This window comes from Streptomyces sediminimaris (assembly GCF_047049295.1).
Classification (GTDB): domain Bacteria; phylum Actinomycetota; class Actinomycetes; order Streptomycetales; family Streptomycetaceae; genus Streptomyces; species Streptomyces sediminimaris.
Window position 1 is genome coordinate 4856420 of sequence record NZ_JBJWOT010000001.1, and the last position, 13902, is coordinate 4870321.

General features: G+C 74.2%; 8 protein-coding genes. 3 read left to right on the top strand and 5 right to left on the bottom strand.

The features are described from left to right. Nucleotides 1–78 precede the first annotated feature (78 nt). Nucleotides 79–786, top strand: a complete 708-nt coding sequence (locus ACJ9NR_RS22615; protein WP_412494385.1) for a response regulator transcription factor — start codon at nt 79–81, stop codon at nt 784–786. Continuing rightward, a complete protein-coding gene (locus ACJ9NR_RS22620) occupies nt 787–2226 on the top strand; it encodes a sensor histidine kinase (RefSeq protein WP_412494155.1) in 1440 nt (479 codons plus the stop codon). 20 nt (nt 2227–2246) lie between these two features. Here ACJ9NR_RS22620 and ACJ9NR_RS22625 read toward each other — a convergent pair whose 3' ends face one another. After that, nucleotides 2247–2651: a CU044_2847 family protein gene (locus ACJ9NR_RS22625; protein WP_412494156.1), complete on the bottom strand. Its 405-nt coding sequence runs from the start codon at nt 2649–2651 to the stop codon at nt 2247–2249. A gap of 354 nt (nt 2652–3005) precedes the next feature. Between ACJ9NR_RS22625 and ACJ9NR_RS22630 the strand changes: the two genes are divergently transcribed. Then, nucleotides 3006–4922: an aKG-HExxH-type peptide beta-hydroxylase gene (locus ACJ9NR_RS22630; RefSeq protein ID WP_412494157.1), complete on the top strand. Its 1917-nt coding sequence runs from the start codon at nt 3006–3008 to the stop codon at nt 4920–4922. Here the strand turns inward: ACJ9NR_RS22630 and fxsT are convergent. The 4 genes from fxsT to ACJ9NR_RS22650 are packed head-to-tail and all read right to left on the bottom strand — an operon-like array spanning nt 4919 to nt 13328. After that, the gene (fxsT, locus tag ACJ9NR_RS22635; RefSeq protein ID WP_412494158.1) at nt 4919–9511 is read right to left on the bottom strand and encodes an FxSxx-COOH system tetratricopeptide repeat protein; all 4593 of its coding nucleotides are present in this window, start codon (nt 9509–9511) and stop codon (nt 4919–4921) included. The genes ACJ9NR_RS22630 and fxsT overlap by 4 nt on opposite strands. After that, on the bottom strand, nt 9508–10716 hold the full coding sequence (locus ACJ9NR_RS22640; RefSeq protein ID WP_412494159.1) for an AAA family ATPase: 1209 nt from the start codon (nt 10714–10716) through the stop codon (nt 9508–9510). Before ACJ9NR_RS22640 ends, fxsT begins: the two co-directional genes overlap by 4 nt. A 6-nt stretch (nt 10717–10722) precedes the next feature. Next, nucleotides 10723–12285, bottom strand: coding sequence for a VMAP-C domain-containing protein (locus ACJ9NR_RS22645; RefSeq protein ID WP_412494386.1), 1563 nt, complete (start codon nt 12283–12285; stop codon nt 10723–10725). After that, nucleotides 12285–13328, bottom strand: coding sequence for an effector-associated domain 2-containing protein (locus ACJ9NR_RS22650; protein ID WP_412494160.1), 1044 nt, complete (start codon nt 13326–13328; stop codon nt 12285–12287). Before ACJ9NR_RS22650 ends, ACJ9NR_RS22645 begins: the two co-directional genes overlap by 1 nt. Nucleotides 13329–13902: the final 574 nt, after the last annotated feature.

A 13902-nucleotide genomic window follows, 5' to 3' on the forward strand; every position in this document is an offset into this window, starting at 1 on the left:
GTAAAAAGGCTGATCGTAGGCCGGTACGCCCGGCTGAACCGCCGGAGGCCAAGGCAGACTGGGTACGTGCCCCAGACTGTGCTGCTCGCCGAAGACGACCGCGCCATCCGACATGCCCTGGAGCGGGCCCTGAGCCTGGAGGGCTACCAGGTCACCGCGGTCGCCGACGGTGTCGAGGCGCTGGCGCAGGCCCACAAGTCCCCGCCGGACGTCCTCCTGCTGGACGTGATGATGCCCGGCATCGACGGGCTCCAGGTCTGCCGGGTGCTGCGGGCCGAGGGCGACCGCACGCCGATCCTCATGCTCACCGCGCTCGTCGAGACCGCGGACCGGATCGCGGGCCTGGACGCGGGCGCCGACGACTACGTGGTCAAGCCGTTCGACGTCGACGAGGTCTTCGCGCGGCTGCGCGCGCTGCTGCGCCGCACCAGCCCCGACCACGGCACCCCCGTGGACGTGCCCAAGGAGCGGCCGCACGCCCCCGACCGGCAGATCGAGGCCGCGGGGCTGCGCATGGACGTGCAGGCGCGGCGCGCCTGGCGCGGGGAGCGCGAGCTGGAGCTGACCCGCACGGAGTTCGAGCTGCTGGAACTGCTGGTCCGCAACGCCGGGATCGTCCTCGACCACTCCACCATCTACGACCGCATCTGGGGCTACGACTTCGGTCCCGGCTCCAAGAACCTCGCCGTCTACGTCGGCTACCTGCGCCGCAAGCTCGACGAGCCGGGGGCACCGGCACTGATCCACACCGTCCGCGGTGTGGGGTACGTGCTGCGGGAGGACTGAGTGAGCCGGCTCAGGCGGCTGCTGGACAGACGGCGGCCCGGGCTGGTCTCGCTGCGCACCACCTTCGCGGTGTCGTTCGCGGCGGTCACCGCGGCCGTGACGGTGCTGGTCGGGGTGCTGTCGTACGGCGCGGCCGCCCGGCTGGTCCGCGTCGACCAGGAATCGGTGTTCGACCAGGTCGTGCAGGACGTGCGCGACGAGGTGCGGCAGCACCGGATGACACCCGAGGACTTCTCCTCGTCCGCGCCCGGCCACGACGTGGTACGGCCCGCCCGGACGGACGTGCAGGTGCTGGGACCGGCCGGGGACGTCGTCGACCGCGGCCGGCCGGCGCTCCCGGTCGGCGCCGGCGACCGGGCGATCGCGGCGAGCCGGACGGCCGGCAAGCTCCTCGAGCACAAGGACGTCGACGTCGCCGCCGACGTCTACCGCGTCGCGACCGTCTCCCTCGGCGACGGGCGGGGCGCGGTGCAGGTCGCGCAGGAGTTCAGCGACACCGAGGACCTGCTGCGGGCGCTTCAGCAGCGCACCCTGATCCTGATGGCCGCGGTGGTCCTCGCCGCGGGTCTGTTCGGCTGGTGGCTGGCCCGGCGCATCACCCGCCGGCTGATCATCCTGACCTCGGCCGCGGAGGGCGTCGCCCGCACCCGCCGGCTTGGTGTCGACGTGCCCGTCACCGGCTACGACGAGGTCGGCCGCCTCGGCCGCGCCTTCGACCGCATGCTGGGCCGGCTCGCGCAGTCGGAGGAGGACCAGCGCCGGCTGGTCCAGGACGCGGGCCACGAACTGCGCACCCCGCTCACCTCCCTGCGCACCAACATCTCACTGCTGCGCCGTATCGACGAACTGCCCCCGGCCGCCCGCGAGGAGCTGGTCGCCGACCTCGGCCAGGAGGCCCGCGAGCTGACCGACCTGGTCAACGAGCTCGTGGACCTCGCCGCCGGGCAGTCCGACACCGAGCCCCCGCAGCGGGTGGACCTCGCCGAGATCGCCGAGGACGTCGCGGGGCTCGCCCGGCGCCGCACCGGCCACGAGATCACGGTCCGCGCGAGCGGCGACACGACGGCCGACGGCCGCCCCGGCATGCTCCAGCGCGCGATCTCCAACCTGGTGGAGAACGCGGCCAAGTTCGACCGCGACGGCACCGGCCCCATCGAGATCTCCGTCGCCGGCCCGGCCCGGCCCGGCACGGTCCGCGTCGAGGTCCTCGACCGCGGCCCCGGCATCGCCGACGGCGACCTGATCCGCGTCTTCGACCGCTTCTACCGCGCGGCCGACGCCCGCTCCCTGCCCGGCTCCGGGCTCGGCCTGTCGATCGTCCGCGAGGTCGCCACGGCCCACGGCGGCGCGCCCTTCGCCCTCCAGCGGGAGGGCGGGGGGTCGGTCATCGGGTTCACGGTCGTGGGGGTGCCGGCGGGCGGGGCGCGCGAGAGGGACTGACGACGCGCGCGGGCCGACCCTCAGCCGTCGCCGTCGCCGTCGCCGTCGCCGTCGCCGTCGCCGTCGCCGTCGGCACGGGCACGGGCAGCGGCACCGTCGCCGTCCGCGTCCGCCCGCCAGGTCAGCGTCACGGTCATGTGCGCCTCGCCCTGGGACTTGGCGATGACGGCGCCGAACTCGGCGTTGAACCGCATGCCGAACTCCAGGCCGACCTCGTCCGGACGGCTCGGCATCTCCCGCAGCCGCCGCAGTGCGGACGAGGCCGCGGTCCGGATACGGTCGATGCCCTCCTCGAACGAGGCGGTGGCGTCGGCGACGGCGTTGCCCAGCCGGGACACCTCCACCACGCCCGGTTCGTCCTCCGCGACCTCCACGACCACGTCCCCGCCGCCCTCCCGCGACGAGAAGCGCACCAACTGCGTCATACCCTGCCCCCTCCTGGTCCCTGCCCCGCACCCACGTCGGCCCCACGCTGTATGACCTGCGGCCGTCTTCCGCTCCAGAGCCAATGCAGCCACCATGGAAGCGCACCGCGAGCCGCCAAACCACCACGTCAGGGGGAACCACGGTATGGCAGAGTCTGCGAAGGACTTCTGTTCCGACCTGCTCGATCTGTCTGGGATCTCTTTGGCGGAGCTGCACTCGCGCGACGATCCAACGCTGCGACGCGCGTTGAGGCGGGCGGAGCACAGGGTCAGCCTGGCCTTCGGAACGCTCAACGAGTCCAACAGCGAGGAGATGAGATTCCTGCGTGAGCGCGGGCAGGGCCAGCGACGACCGTGACCGGCCGGTCGCTGGACGTCCACCGGCTCTCCCGGGAGTCCCTCAGGGCCATCGCGGCGGGTCGTGCGAGCGACGCCGACCTGCACCTGCTCCGCTCCACCCAGCGCAGCCAGCTCCTTCTGGTACTGCGTGCGCTGCTGGAGCACGCCGAGGAGGCGTCCGGGCGGGCCCGGCGCCGTGGCGGCGTACCGTCGGCGCACGAGGCCTGGCGTCTGCTGGGCCTGGCCCAGCGGGAGGCGCCCGAGGCGGTGGAGAGCGTGCTCACCGATCCCGCCGTCATGGCCTGGGCGACGCGCTTGCTCAGGCGCCTGGGCGGATCCGACGGCACGCCGTCGCCCGTACCGCTGTGGGCCGATCTCGGCCAGTTCCAGGCGCTGGCCGCGGCGGCCGCCGCGCGCGCCCGGATCCCGGCCGTGCTCCGGGTGCCGGCCCACCGCGGCACGGTGTGGATGCCCGGCCTGGGAGTGGCGGGTCCGGTGGCGCGGCGCCGGTGGAGCGAGGCGGAGGTCCGGGTGGAGCGGGACGGCGCCGTCGTACGGGGGGAACTCGCGGTCGTGGAGCTGCCGCGCCTCCCCGCCGGTGAGGCGCCGGGATGGCGTCCGCTGCGCGTGCTGGGGGCCCTCGCGCCGCACACCACCGGGAGCGTGGCCGGAAGGGGACCGTGGCTGGACACGGTGACGCCGTACCGCGACTTCATGCGGCACCCGAAGTCGCCGGGCCGGCTGGCCGGGCGCCGAGCACAGCTGTGGGAGGACCGCCTCGCCGAGGCGTACGCCGTGCTGGACCGTGAGTCCCCGGCGGACGCCGCGGCGCTGAGAGCGCTCGTCAGGGCGTTCGTGCCGAGACCCTTCCAGACGGCCCGCGGCGGCCTGGTGGCCAGCGCGTCCTCGGTGGATTCCTTCGGCGCGATCACGCTCTCCCTGCCCTACGACGCGACGCAGACGGCCGCCGTCCTCGTCCACGAGACCCGGCACCAGCAGCTGAACGCGCTGCTCACCGTGGTGCGGCTGGTCCAGGCTCCCGACGACGTGCCCGGGGGTCCGCGGACACCGCGGCTCTACTACGCCCCCTGGCGAAGCGACCCCCGCCCGGCGCTGGGGCTGCTGCACGGCCTGTACGCGTTCAGCGGGGCCGCGCGGTTCTGGCGGATCCACCGCAGGCATGTGACGGGGACCGAGGCGGAGCGCGCCGACTTCGAGTTCGCCGTGCTCAGGGAACAGCTGCAGGAGGCCGTCACCCCGCTCGTGACCCAGAGCGGCCTGACGGAGGCGGGCCACCTGTTCGTGGACGGGATCGCCGCCCTCGTCCGGGAGTGGCAGCAGGACGACGTGCCGGCCGTCCCCGGCCGCCTGGCGCGCGACTACTGCCTGCTGCGCCGCGCGCTCTGGCGGGCGCGGCACCTGGAGATCGGGCAGGCCGACGCCGCGCGGTGCGCCGCGGCCTGGACGGCCGGGGACCCGGCACCCGCCGTACCGCCGTCCGTCCTGCGCCCGCGCCCGGAGCTGGTCCGTCTGGACACCTTCGGGCCGCTGGCCAGGTATCGCCTGTCGGCGCCGGACCGATTCGCCCGTGAACGCCGGCAGGCGGAGGGCGGTGCGGATCCGGCTCGCCGGGCCGAATACGCGGTGGTCGCGGGGGACGCCCGGCGGGCCGAGCGCTGCTACCGGGAGGTGACCGAGCGCGACCCGCGAAACGTCGAAGCGTGGATCGGCGCCGCGCTGGCCGTGCCGGCCCGCACCCGGGAGACGGGCAGCGCGATCCTGTTGGACAGACCGGAGGTGGTGGCCGGCGTCTGCCGGGCGGTCGCCGCCTCGGGGAGCGGTTTCCCGGACCCCTTCCACCTGGCCGCATGGCTCGGCGGAGCCGTTTCCGGCCCCGCCCGGACCGACCGGAGCGTGCGGGTCGACGACTAGAGCGAGATCAGGTCGATGTCGGCATTGGCCCGCAGCCCCTTCTCACCGTCCAGCGTGGCGGGGTGGGACGGGCCCAGTGCGTCCCGGTACCGCTGGAGGGCTTCGGCGTACATCCGCTCGCTCTCCTCGGTCCGGCGCAGCGCCTTCAGGTCATAGCTGAGATTGAGCTGCACGGCCAGGTTCGCCGGGTGGTTCTCCCGCAGCTGCGCCGACTTCTCGGCGACCGCCTCGTCGATGGCACAGGCCTCCTCGGGGCGGCCGAGGGCGAAGTGGTCGCTGGCCAGGTTCATCCGGGCGAGGAGCGTACGAGGGTGCACCGGACCGAGTGTGCGGTTCAGACCCTCGACCGTCTCCAGGTCGAGCTCCAGCGCGGCCTCGGGCTGCCCGAGCAGCCGGAGGGTCACCGCGAGGTTCATGGCGCAGGCATAGCTGTGCGGGTGCTCCCGCCCGTACCTGGCGCGGTGCTGCTCCAGCACCTCCTCGCTCAGCGCGCGCGACTCCTGGAGCTTGCCGATCTGGCGCAGGTCGTTGGCGTGGCTGACGGCCATCAGCAGGTAGGTGCGGCTGTCGGCGCCGAAGATGTCCCGGACCAGCTCGATGTAACGGCGTGACAGCGCGTACGCGCCCTCGTGGTCGCCCATCTTGCGGCGGATGACACATCGCCCGCGGTTCACCAGCGCCGTGAAGGGATGCTGCTCACCGAGCCTCTCGGTGACCTCTTCCGCCAGCAGCTCGATGCCCTCGAGGGCTTCCTCGTACCGGCCGACTTCCTGGAGGTCGAGCAGATAGGCGTCCCGGGTGGCCAGTGTGGAGAGGTGGTCCTCGCCCAGAACCTCGATCCTGCGCTGCCAGGTGTCGTAGTCGAGTTCGCGCGCCGTCGCCGAGTCCCCGGCGAGGCGCAGACTCACCGCGTAGTTGTGGGCCGCGAGCAGGGTGGCCGGGTCGTCCCTGCCGAACTCCCTCAGACTGGTCTCGTAGACCCGTTGGTCCATCTCCCGGGCTTCCTCGAAGTGCCCACGGTTGCGGTGGTGGATGGCCATGAAGCTCTGGGCTTGCAGCGTGTCCTCGTGGCCCTCGCCGAGGACACGGCGGAAGCGTTCCACGAGTCCGGACTGCAGGGCGTAGGCACGGGGGAGGTCGACGCCCTGCTCGCGCAGTGCCTCGGCGATCTGCTGGTCGATGGCGAGGGCCTCCTCATGGTCCTCACCCAGGCGCTCGCGCCAGATCTCCGCGGCGCGCTCTCCGAGGTTCAGCGCCTCCTCGTGCTGGCCCCGCGCGCGCAGGAACTGCACCTCGTTCAGGACCAGCCGCCGGACCCAGGCATCCTCGCACTCCACCGCACTGGAGGCCCTCAGATGGCTCAGAAGCGAGGAGTAGCGCGGCCAGTAGGCGGCACGCCGCGGGATCCGCGGGTCCGCGTGCGCCAGCAGCTGATGTGCCGCGTGCCGCATCGTCGCCTGTTCCTGCGGATTCATCTGCTCGATCAGCACGCGCTGCACCAGACGGTGCATCTGGACCGTGTTCTGGCGGTGGTCGATCCGGGCCAGGGCGTAGCGGCCGATCTCGCGTACCGCGCGGCCGAGTCTGACCGGGTCGTCCAGGGCGGACTGCAGTTCCTGCGGGACCGAGATGCCGCGCACCGCGGAGAAGAGGTCCCACTCGATCGGCTCGGGGGCGAAGAACGCGCAGACCTGGAGCAGTTGCAGGGCGTCCGGGCGGGTCTCGCGCAGGCGGCCCAGGGACACGTTCCACGCGGCGGCCACCGGCCGGTTGTAGTCGCCCGGCGGGTCGGAGCGCATGATCTCGGTGAAGTTGCGCTCGTACACCTCGAGGTACTGCTGCACCGGCATGCCCGTCTCGGCCAGCCAGACCGCCGCCTGTTCCACCGCCAGCGGCAGGTCGCCGAGGGCGGCGGCGAGGTGGTCGACGGCCTCGTCGGGGAGGTTCTGGCTGCGCCGGCGCAGCAGCGCGACGCTCTCCTCGCGGGCGAAGACGTCGACCTCCAGGGAGCTGACGTCGGTGGACCACTGGGAGTTGCGGGAGGTCACCACGATGCGGCCCGGCCCGTCGCTGGGGAAGTACTTGCGTACCTCCCTGGGGTTCTCCGCGTTGTCGAACACCAGCAGCCAGTCGCGGTACGGCTCGCCCCGGCGCAGGGCGTCGAGGACGGCGGGCACCGCGCTCATCTCGGAACCCGCCTGCAGGCCCATCTGCTCGCCCAGTTCGATCAGCGACTGGACGATCTGGCTCTCCTGCTCGGAGGGGACCCACCAGATGAGCCGGTACTCACGGCTGTGCCGGTAGACGTACTCGATGGCGATCTGGGACTTCCCCACACCGCCCATGCCGTGCAGGGCCTCCGGGAGGACGGCGGTGACGCCGCTGCCGAGCCGCTCCTGCAGCCGGTCGAGCAGCGTCTCCCGGCCCGTGAAGTTCCGGTTCCGCTGCGGTACGTTCCCCCAGATGCGGGGCGGGTCGTGCGGGCTTCGCGGACCCGGGGCAACGGGCAGACCGGCAGACACGGGCAGGCCTCCTTGTCGTGGACGCGCAGGCACAGGCGCAGGGGAGGGGGTGGTCGGGGTGGGCTGGGCGGCGGCGGATGGCGGCGCCGTGGACGAAGTCCCCGTAGGGCGCGGGGTGTTCGCCGGGTCCGGGGCCTGAGATGTTCGAGGCCCGGATTTTACCGTGCCCTCGGGTGGAATATGCAACTTTGCCTGCTTTTCGCCGGATGAGTACCCTGATGGCCGCTTGTGTCCCGGCGTGGCCGGGCCGCCGACGGCGGTGACCTGCCTGGCCGGTCGGGGGCCGCCCGTGTGCTGCAGGAGACGGCCCAGATGGTTGGCGCGCGCGAGGTAGGGACCCGACACCGCGCACAGTGCCGTGTACAGATGAGAGACGAACGGGCGCGTCTGTTCCGTCATCGGCGGGTCGGCGAATTCGCCCTCCGGCGCCACGAGAGCCTCGCCGCCCTCTCCCCACAGCGCCTCGAGCCGCGGGCCGAGATGGCGCTGGACGCGGCGCAGCGCGCGGATCGTCTCCGCCCTGCTCCCGAGGGCGAGCAGCTCCTCGCGCACGCCCTCCTCGAAGTCGAAGGACACGCGGTGGGCGTCCTCGACGTCGGCCTCGTCGTCGGTACGGCGCACCAGGCCCAGCAGCATGATCTCGGCCAGGTTCCAGAACCGCGCCTCCGGCAGGGCCTGCTGGATCAGCCGCATGACGGGGAGGTTGAGCGGGGCCGCCGCGAGCCGCTGGGCGAGGGTGTAGGCGGCGGGGGATGCGGTGGCCCGGAAGCGGCGCACCATGGCGGCGGCCCGCTTGGCCCGCCGTACGGCCGAGGACTCGGCGGAGACGGCGTCGCCGGCCTCGGCGCCGGGCGGTTCGGCCACCAGGTCGGCCAGGTCCTCGGGGACCGGGCCGACCGCCGCCGAGCGCAGGTCCCGGCCCGGGGCGGTCCACAGCGCCGCGAGGCCGTGCCACTCACCGCCGGTGGCGGCCACCAGCCGGGCCCAGCGGCCCAGCGAGGTCGGCCGCAGCTCGACGACGGGCACCGGGACGGCGTTCTGCGGGCCGGGCTCGGGGGCGTCGCGCGGCTGGAGCCCGAGGGAGTCGCTGTGGGGGTGCTTCCGGTCGGCGTCGTAGGAGCGGTTGGGCGCGGCGGGCGAGACGGCCCGTAACCGGGTGCGGGTGACCGTGGGCAGGGTCAGGTCCCACAGGTGCTGGGGGAGCAGGCTCAGTACGGCGACCGGGGACAGGCGGCCCAGCCGGTGCAGTACCGAGGCGGCGCGGCCGGTGCGCCAGGCGCCGTGGCCGCCGTCCGTCACGGCCAGCAGCAGCTGCCGGTCACCGGTGTGGACGTCGGCCGCCCGCAGGCCCGCCGGCGCGTCGTCGTCCAGGTCCCAGCGGACCAGCCGCACGGTGCGGAACGCCGCCGTCTGCTCCATCAGTTCCGCGATCTGGCGGGTGGTGTGCGACCACAGGGCCATCGAGGGGCTCTCGTCCACCAGGAGCAGCAGGTCCAGACGGCGCTCGGGGAGCGAACGGCACACCGGTGTCCACATCCCCGCCATCGCCGCTCGCTCGGCGGTCGCCTCCTCGTCCAGCTCCACCTCCCGGGGCGAGTCGCGGAACAGGCGCAGCGGGCGCAGCGACCGCGCCAGGGCGAGCGCGTCGGCCAGCCGGGGGGACGCGGGCCACCCGGTCTGCTCGGGGTCCGTCTCCCCGCCGGAGCCCGGGGCGGCCGGCGGGCGTAACCGGGTGCCGCCGGCCGACGGGAGCACGCCGAGCGCCGGGAGGGCGTCGGACGGCTGCGGATCCCCGCCGGCCGCGGGCCCGGCGGAGCGGCGCGGGTCACGCCCGTCGGGCCCGGTGGGCGCCTCGGGGCGGTGCCTGGGCTGCCGGGGCCGCTCGCCGCGCTCCCGGGCCGCCCGCCCGGGAGCGTCGAACAGCGGTACCGCCGCGTCCTGGCAGGCCGCCAGGTACAGCGCGTCGGCGAGCTCCGTCCAGGCCGGCAGCTCCTGGTCCGGGGCAGGCCGCGGCCCTCCTCCGGGTGCCGTGCCCGGGGAAGGCGGTTCGGGGGACGCCGATGTCATCCGGCCCTCGATTCCGCCCCCGCTCCGTCGAGCCGGTGCCACAACGCGTCCACGAGGTCCTCCAGTGCCTCCTCGTCGTCACCGGGGAAGCGGCCCGAGGTCGCCAGGAACACGGCGTTGAGCAGTTGGTCCACGGCCAGGCCGCCCCGTTCCCGGCTGTTGTGCAGGAAGCGGTCGATCAGGCCGTCGGCGCGGTCGGTGCCCCCCGTGCCGCCGGCCGCCTCGCGCAGATGGGCCATGACCATGTCGACGAGCTGCGGCCGGTCGGGCTCCGGCATCCGCAGCCGCAGGCACCGGCGCAGGAACGCCGGGGGGAACTCGCGCTCGCCGTTGGAGGTGATCACGACGAGGGGGAAGGCCCGGCACCTGACGACGCCGTCGACGATCTCGGCGCTGCGGCCCGGGTCGTCGGTCATCACCGTGACCCGCGGGTGCAGCCGCCGCGCCCGCACCAGCTCGGCGATCGGGAACTGCCCCTCCTCGAACACGCTCAGTAGGTCATTGGCCAAATCCTGGTCGCTCTTGTCGAGTTCGTCGACGAGCAGCACTCTGGGAAGCTCGTAGGGGAGCAGCGCCGTGCCCAGCGGGCCGAGCTGGAGGTAGTCGCCGATCCCCGGGAGCTGCTCCTCGCCCGGCGGCCGGCCGTTCGCCGCGGCGCCGTTCCCGCTCACCGGGTCCAGGGCGCGCAGGGCCGCCGAGTCCTGGACGCGGCCGATCGCGTCGTACTCGTAGAGTCCCGAGCGCAGTGTGGTGCGGCTGGTGATGTGCCAGCGCAGGACGCGGCCCAGCCTCAGCTCCCGGCTGATCCGGTAGGCGAGGGAGGACTTGCCGGTGCCCGGGCGCCCCGTGACGAGCAGCGGGCGGCGCAGCAGCAGAGCCGCGTTCACCATGTCGGCCTCGCGCCTGACCTGGTCCGAACCGCTGGATAACGCGCTGATCCGGCCCAGCCGGCGCTCGATCTCCTCGTCGTCCGGCGGGGGCGGCGCCACCGCCGGTCCGCCGGCGAAACGGCGCCACGGCGGGGGCGGCGGCAGCAGCTCGGCGAGGCCGGTGTCGTACAGGGGCCGGCCCGTCCCGCGGTAGATCCACCACCGGTGGTCGGGGCCGCCGCGGTCCGCGCCGTCGGGTCCGGACCCGCCGGTGCCGTCCGCGGGCGCGTCCCCGGCCGGACGCGTCCCCCCGGACACACCGTCCTCTGGAAGCATCTCGTCCTACCCTTCCCCCTGCGCGGAAGAATCCGCCGCCTCTCCCTGCCCGCCCGGCAGGCGGTAGGGGTCGTCCCAGAGCAATGCCGCGTGGCGACCGAGCGTAGACGAGCCGCCCCCAGCAGCATCCCCGCCCCCGGGCTCAATACGCAACGACCTGACTTCGTCAGGTAACCGGTGTATGCCTTTGGCCGATGCCAGTTCCTGCAATTCGTTACGAAAAACAGGATCGACGCCCCCTCTGCGGTCCCACACCACGATGGGCACTCCCGCCCGCAGGGACGCGTCCAGCTCATCGACCCCGTGCCGCGCGCCCTGCTGCCCGCCGGGCGGCCCGCTGAGCACGACCATGACCGGGTGCGGGTTGGCGAGCAGCCGGTCGGGGTGCTCCTCGGGGAACCAGTGGACCGGCCCCCGGCACCCCGGTTTCAGGGCGTCCCAGCGCCTGAACCAGCGTCCATGCGTGGCCTTGCTTTCCACCCGTTCGAGGCTGCGCAGCACGACCGGATGGTCCTTCCCGAGGGTTGCGCCCGCCTTTCCGAACCCCTCTTTCGCCCACGTCTCCACCGGCAGGTCCATGAGGTCCCGCGGCAGGACGAACTCCAGCGTCGGGTCCTCCCTGCACAGATAGGCCCAGCCGGTCTCGGCCTCGTGCACCAGCGACTTCACCTTGTCGGGCAGGTCGGCGACGTCGATCTGCAGATCCCCGCCCTTGACCGGATAGGGGTTCAGATCGTCGCCGTTCTGGCGCCAGTACGTCAGCTGCCGGACACCGTCGTGCTCGGGATAGGGCAGCGGGCGCAGCCGGATCAGCAGCCAGGTGGCCGGCGCCCAGACGCCGTCCGCGTCGACTCCCGGCAGCGGCACCGCGGGCGCCGGGGGCCCTACGGGGCCGTAGCCGGCGGGGGGCCGGTCGGCCGGGGGGCCGGTCTCGCCCCCGGCGGCCGCGGGCAGGGCGGTCTCGGCCGCGCTGCCCGGGTGCGCCTCCGGGCTGCAGTGGTGCTCCGCCGCCCATTCGAGCAGTGCCTGGCGCTGCTGTCCCTGCGCGTACCGGGCGAGGTGCTCGACGAGCAGGACGCAGGGGAGCGGCTCGCCGGGCCGGGCGTTGAGGGTGGCCGCGTACAGCACCGCGAGCCAGGGCTCCTCGCAGTGGGCCGGCAGGGGCTCGGGGAGGTCGCCCAGGGCCGCGCGGAAGGCGCCGGCGATGTCGAGCACGTCCAGGTCGCCGAGGAGGTTCATCAGCCGCTGCCAGGTGTCGGGGGAGAACAGCGGTACCTCGGCGAGCGCGATCGCGGTCCGCACCCGGGCCATGTGGCGGGTCTCCCCCTCCACCATTCCGACGACGCTGCCCAGCACCTGCAGGCCGTCCGGGCAGGGGACCACCGCCTGGAGCAGGAAGAGCAGGGACACGCGGCGGCGGCTGGTCTCCGGCAGGGCGACCCTGATCCCCAGTGCCCGGCCCACCTGGCGCGCGCACTCCTGGAGCATCCCCGGCTCCTCCAGGCAGGGCAGGGCGTCCAGCGCGTCGAGGAGGACCTTGGGCGGTCCCCAGGCACCGTGGTTGTGCATCACCGGGCCCCGCCTCCGGGGGCCGCGGGGGCCGCCGGCCAGAGGTCCTCGAAGAGGCCGAGGGCCGCCTTCGCGGCCTGCGACTCGTCGTCGAGCAACCGCAGGGCACCGACCAACGCCTCTCTGCCGCCGGGGTGTTCGGCGCAGGCCTGGACGAGGAAGAAGAGCTGCAACCGGGGCCGGGCGTGGGTGCGGACGGCGCGCCGGATCGCGGGCGGCAGCAGGCCGCGCAGCGCGGCCCCGTGGTCCTCCTCGACCTGAGCCACGTTCAGCAGGGCGTCGGCGAGCGCGAACTGGTCCCGGTCGGACGGCGGACCGGCCCACCACCCCGGCCCGCCGGGTGCATCCCGTCCCGGCCCGCCGGGCACGCCCCGCCCCGGCGGCTCCACCGCCCCGGCCAGATCCGGCCACATCCGCGCGGCGGCCTCCATAGGGAGCATCCAGGCCACCTTGGCCTGCCGGTCGCCGTACGCGGCGGTGATCATCCCGACGACGCGACGGGCCGCCGGGTCCCACACCCCGGCCCCGCTGAAGCCGGGGCCCACCCGCGCGCCGGCCGCGCCGAGCCCCTCCAGCTGGATCCAGTCCCGGTGCGGGCCGCCGCGCCCCACCAGCCGGGCGGTGGACCACAGGCCGTCGGGCGCGCCCACCGGGTGGCCGCAGGCGCCCACTTCGCGCAGGTCCGGCTCACCGCACGGACCGAGCCGCGCCGGGGCCAGGCTCCGCGGGGGCGACCACCGAGTGCGCAGTACGGCGAGGTCTGCGCCGGAACCGCCCGCCAGCGGGCCGGGGAACCAGCCGCGGGCGACGACAACCGCCTCGCCGGCCGCGACGTCCGGATGCCCGGGGGCGTCGACCAGTACCGCGCGGGTCGGCGCCTCGAGACCGTCCCGGCCCGGGCGGAGGGCCGACGCCACGACGTGCGCGCAGGTCAGCACCGTTCCCGGCAGCACCAGAATGCCGGCACCCTGCACGGCTCCGCGCGGTGACAGGACGCGGACCCCTCCTAACGCCGCCGAGTCCGCCGTGTCCCCGTTGACCACTGTCTTGCCCCTTCCCCCGCGTGGAACCGTCGACGGACAGCCCCACCAATGAACCAGCGTACGAAGCGCATGCGCCCGGCACACGGGCTGTGCGTATCCCGGAGCCTTACCGGAAGGGGCTACGGCGAATCATCGGTGTACGCGGGGGCGCACGGTGACACGGGGGTTCACAGCGCTCGGAGGACGTCGGCGCCCGTGCGGTCCGTGCCGTGATCACCCTTGACGGCGGAGCCGGCGACGCCGTGCACGAACCACCTGTGCCGAGCACGCGGCGGGCGCGCGCAGGGGGAGGTCCGGGGAGGTCGTGGTCGCCATGCCAATAACCTGTGCGCCGCCGACCGTTGGATCGTCCGCGGCGACGTCCGGTTCGCGTGCCGCGACCAGCACCGGGCGGGCCCGTCCCGCCGATCCGGCCGATCTCGCCGAGTCCGCACGCCGGCAGCGGCTCCCGCTCCCCACCCGCCTGCCCGACGGCCGCACGACACTGATCGGCCGGCCGAGACCCGAAGTCCCCGCCCGCTGTCAGCAGACGGCAGCCGATGAAGCCCGGCTCAGGGCCACACCAGGCAATAGG

What these genes read in the sequence shown, in the direction of transcription:
- ACJ9NR_RS22645 (WP_412494386.1), bottom strand. Translation starts at nt 12,285, where the DNA reads ATGCACAACCACGGTGCCTGGGGACCGCCCAAGGTCCTCCTCGACGCG.
- fxsT (WP_412494158.1), bottom strand. Translation starts at nt 9,511, where the DNA reads ATGACATCGGCGTCCCCCGAACCGCCTTCCCCGGGCACGGCACCCGGA.
- ACJ9NR_RS22640 (WP_412494159.1), bottom strand. Translation starts at nt 10,716, where the DNA reads ATGCTTCCAGAGGACGGTGTGTCCGGGGGGACGCGTCCGGCCGGGGAC.
- ACJ9NR_RS22625 (WP_412494156.1), bottom strand. Translation starts at nt 2,651, where the DNA reads ATGACGCAGTTGGTGCGCTTCTCGTCGCGGGAGGGCGGCGGGGACGTG.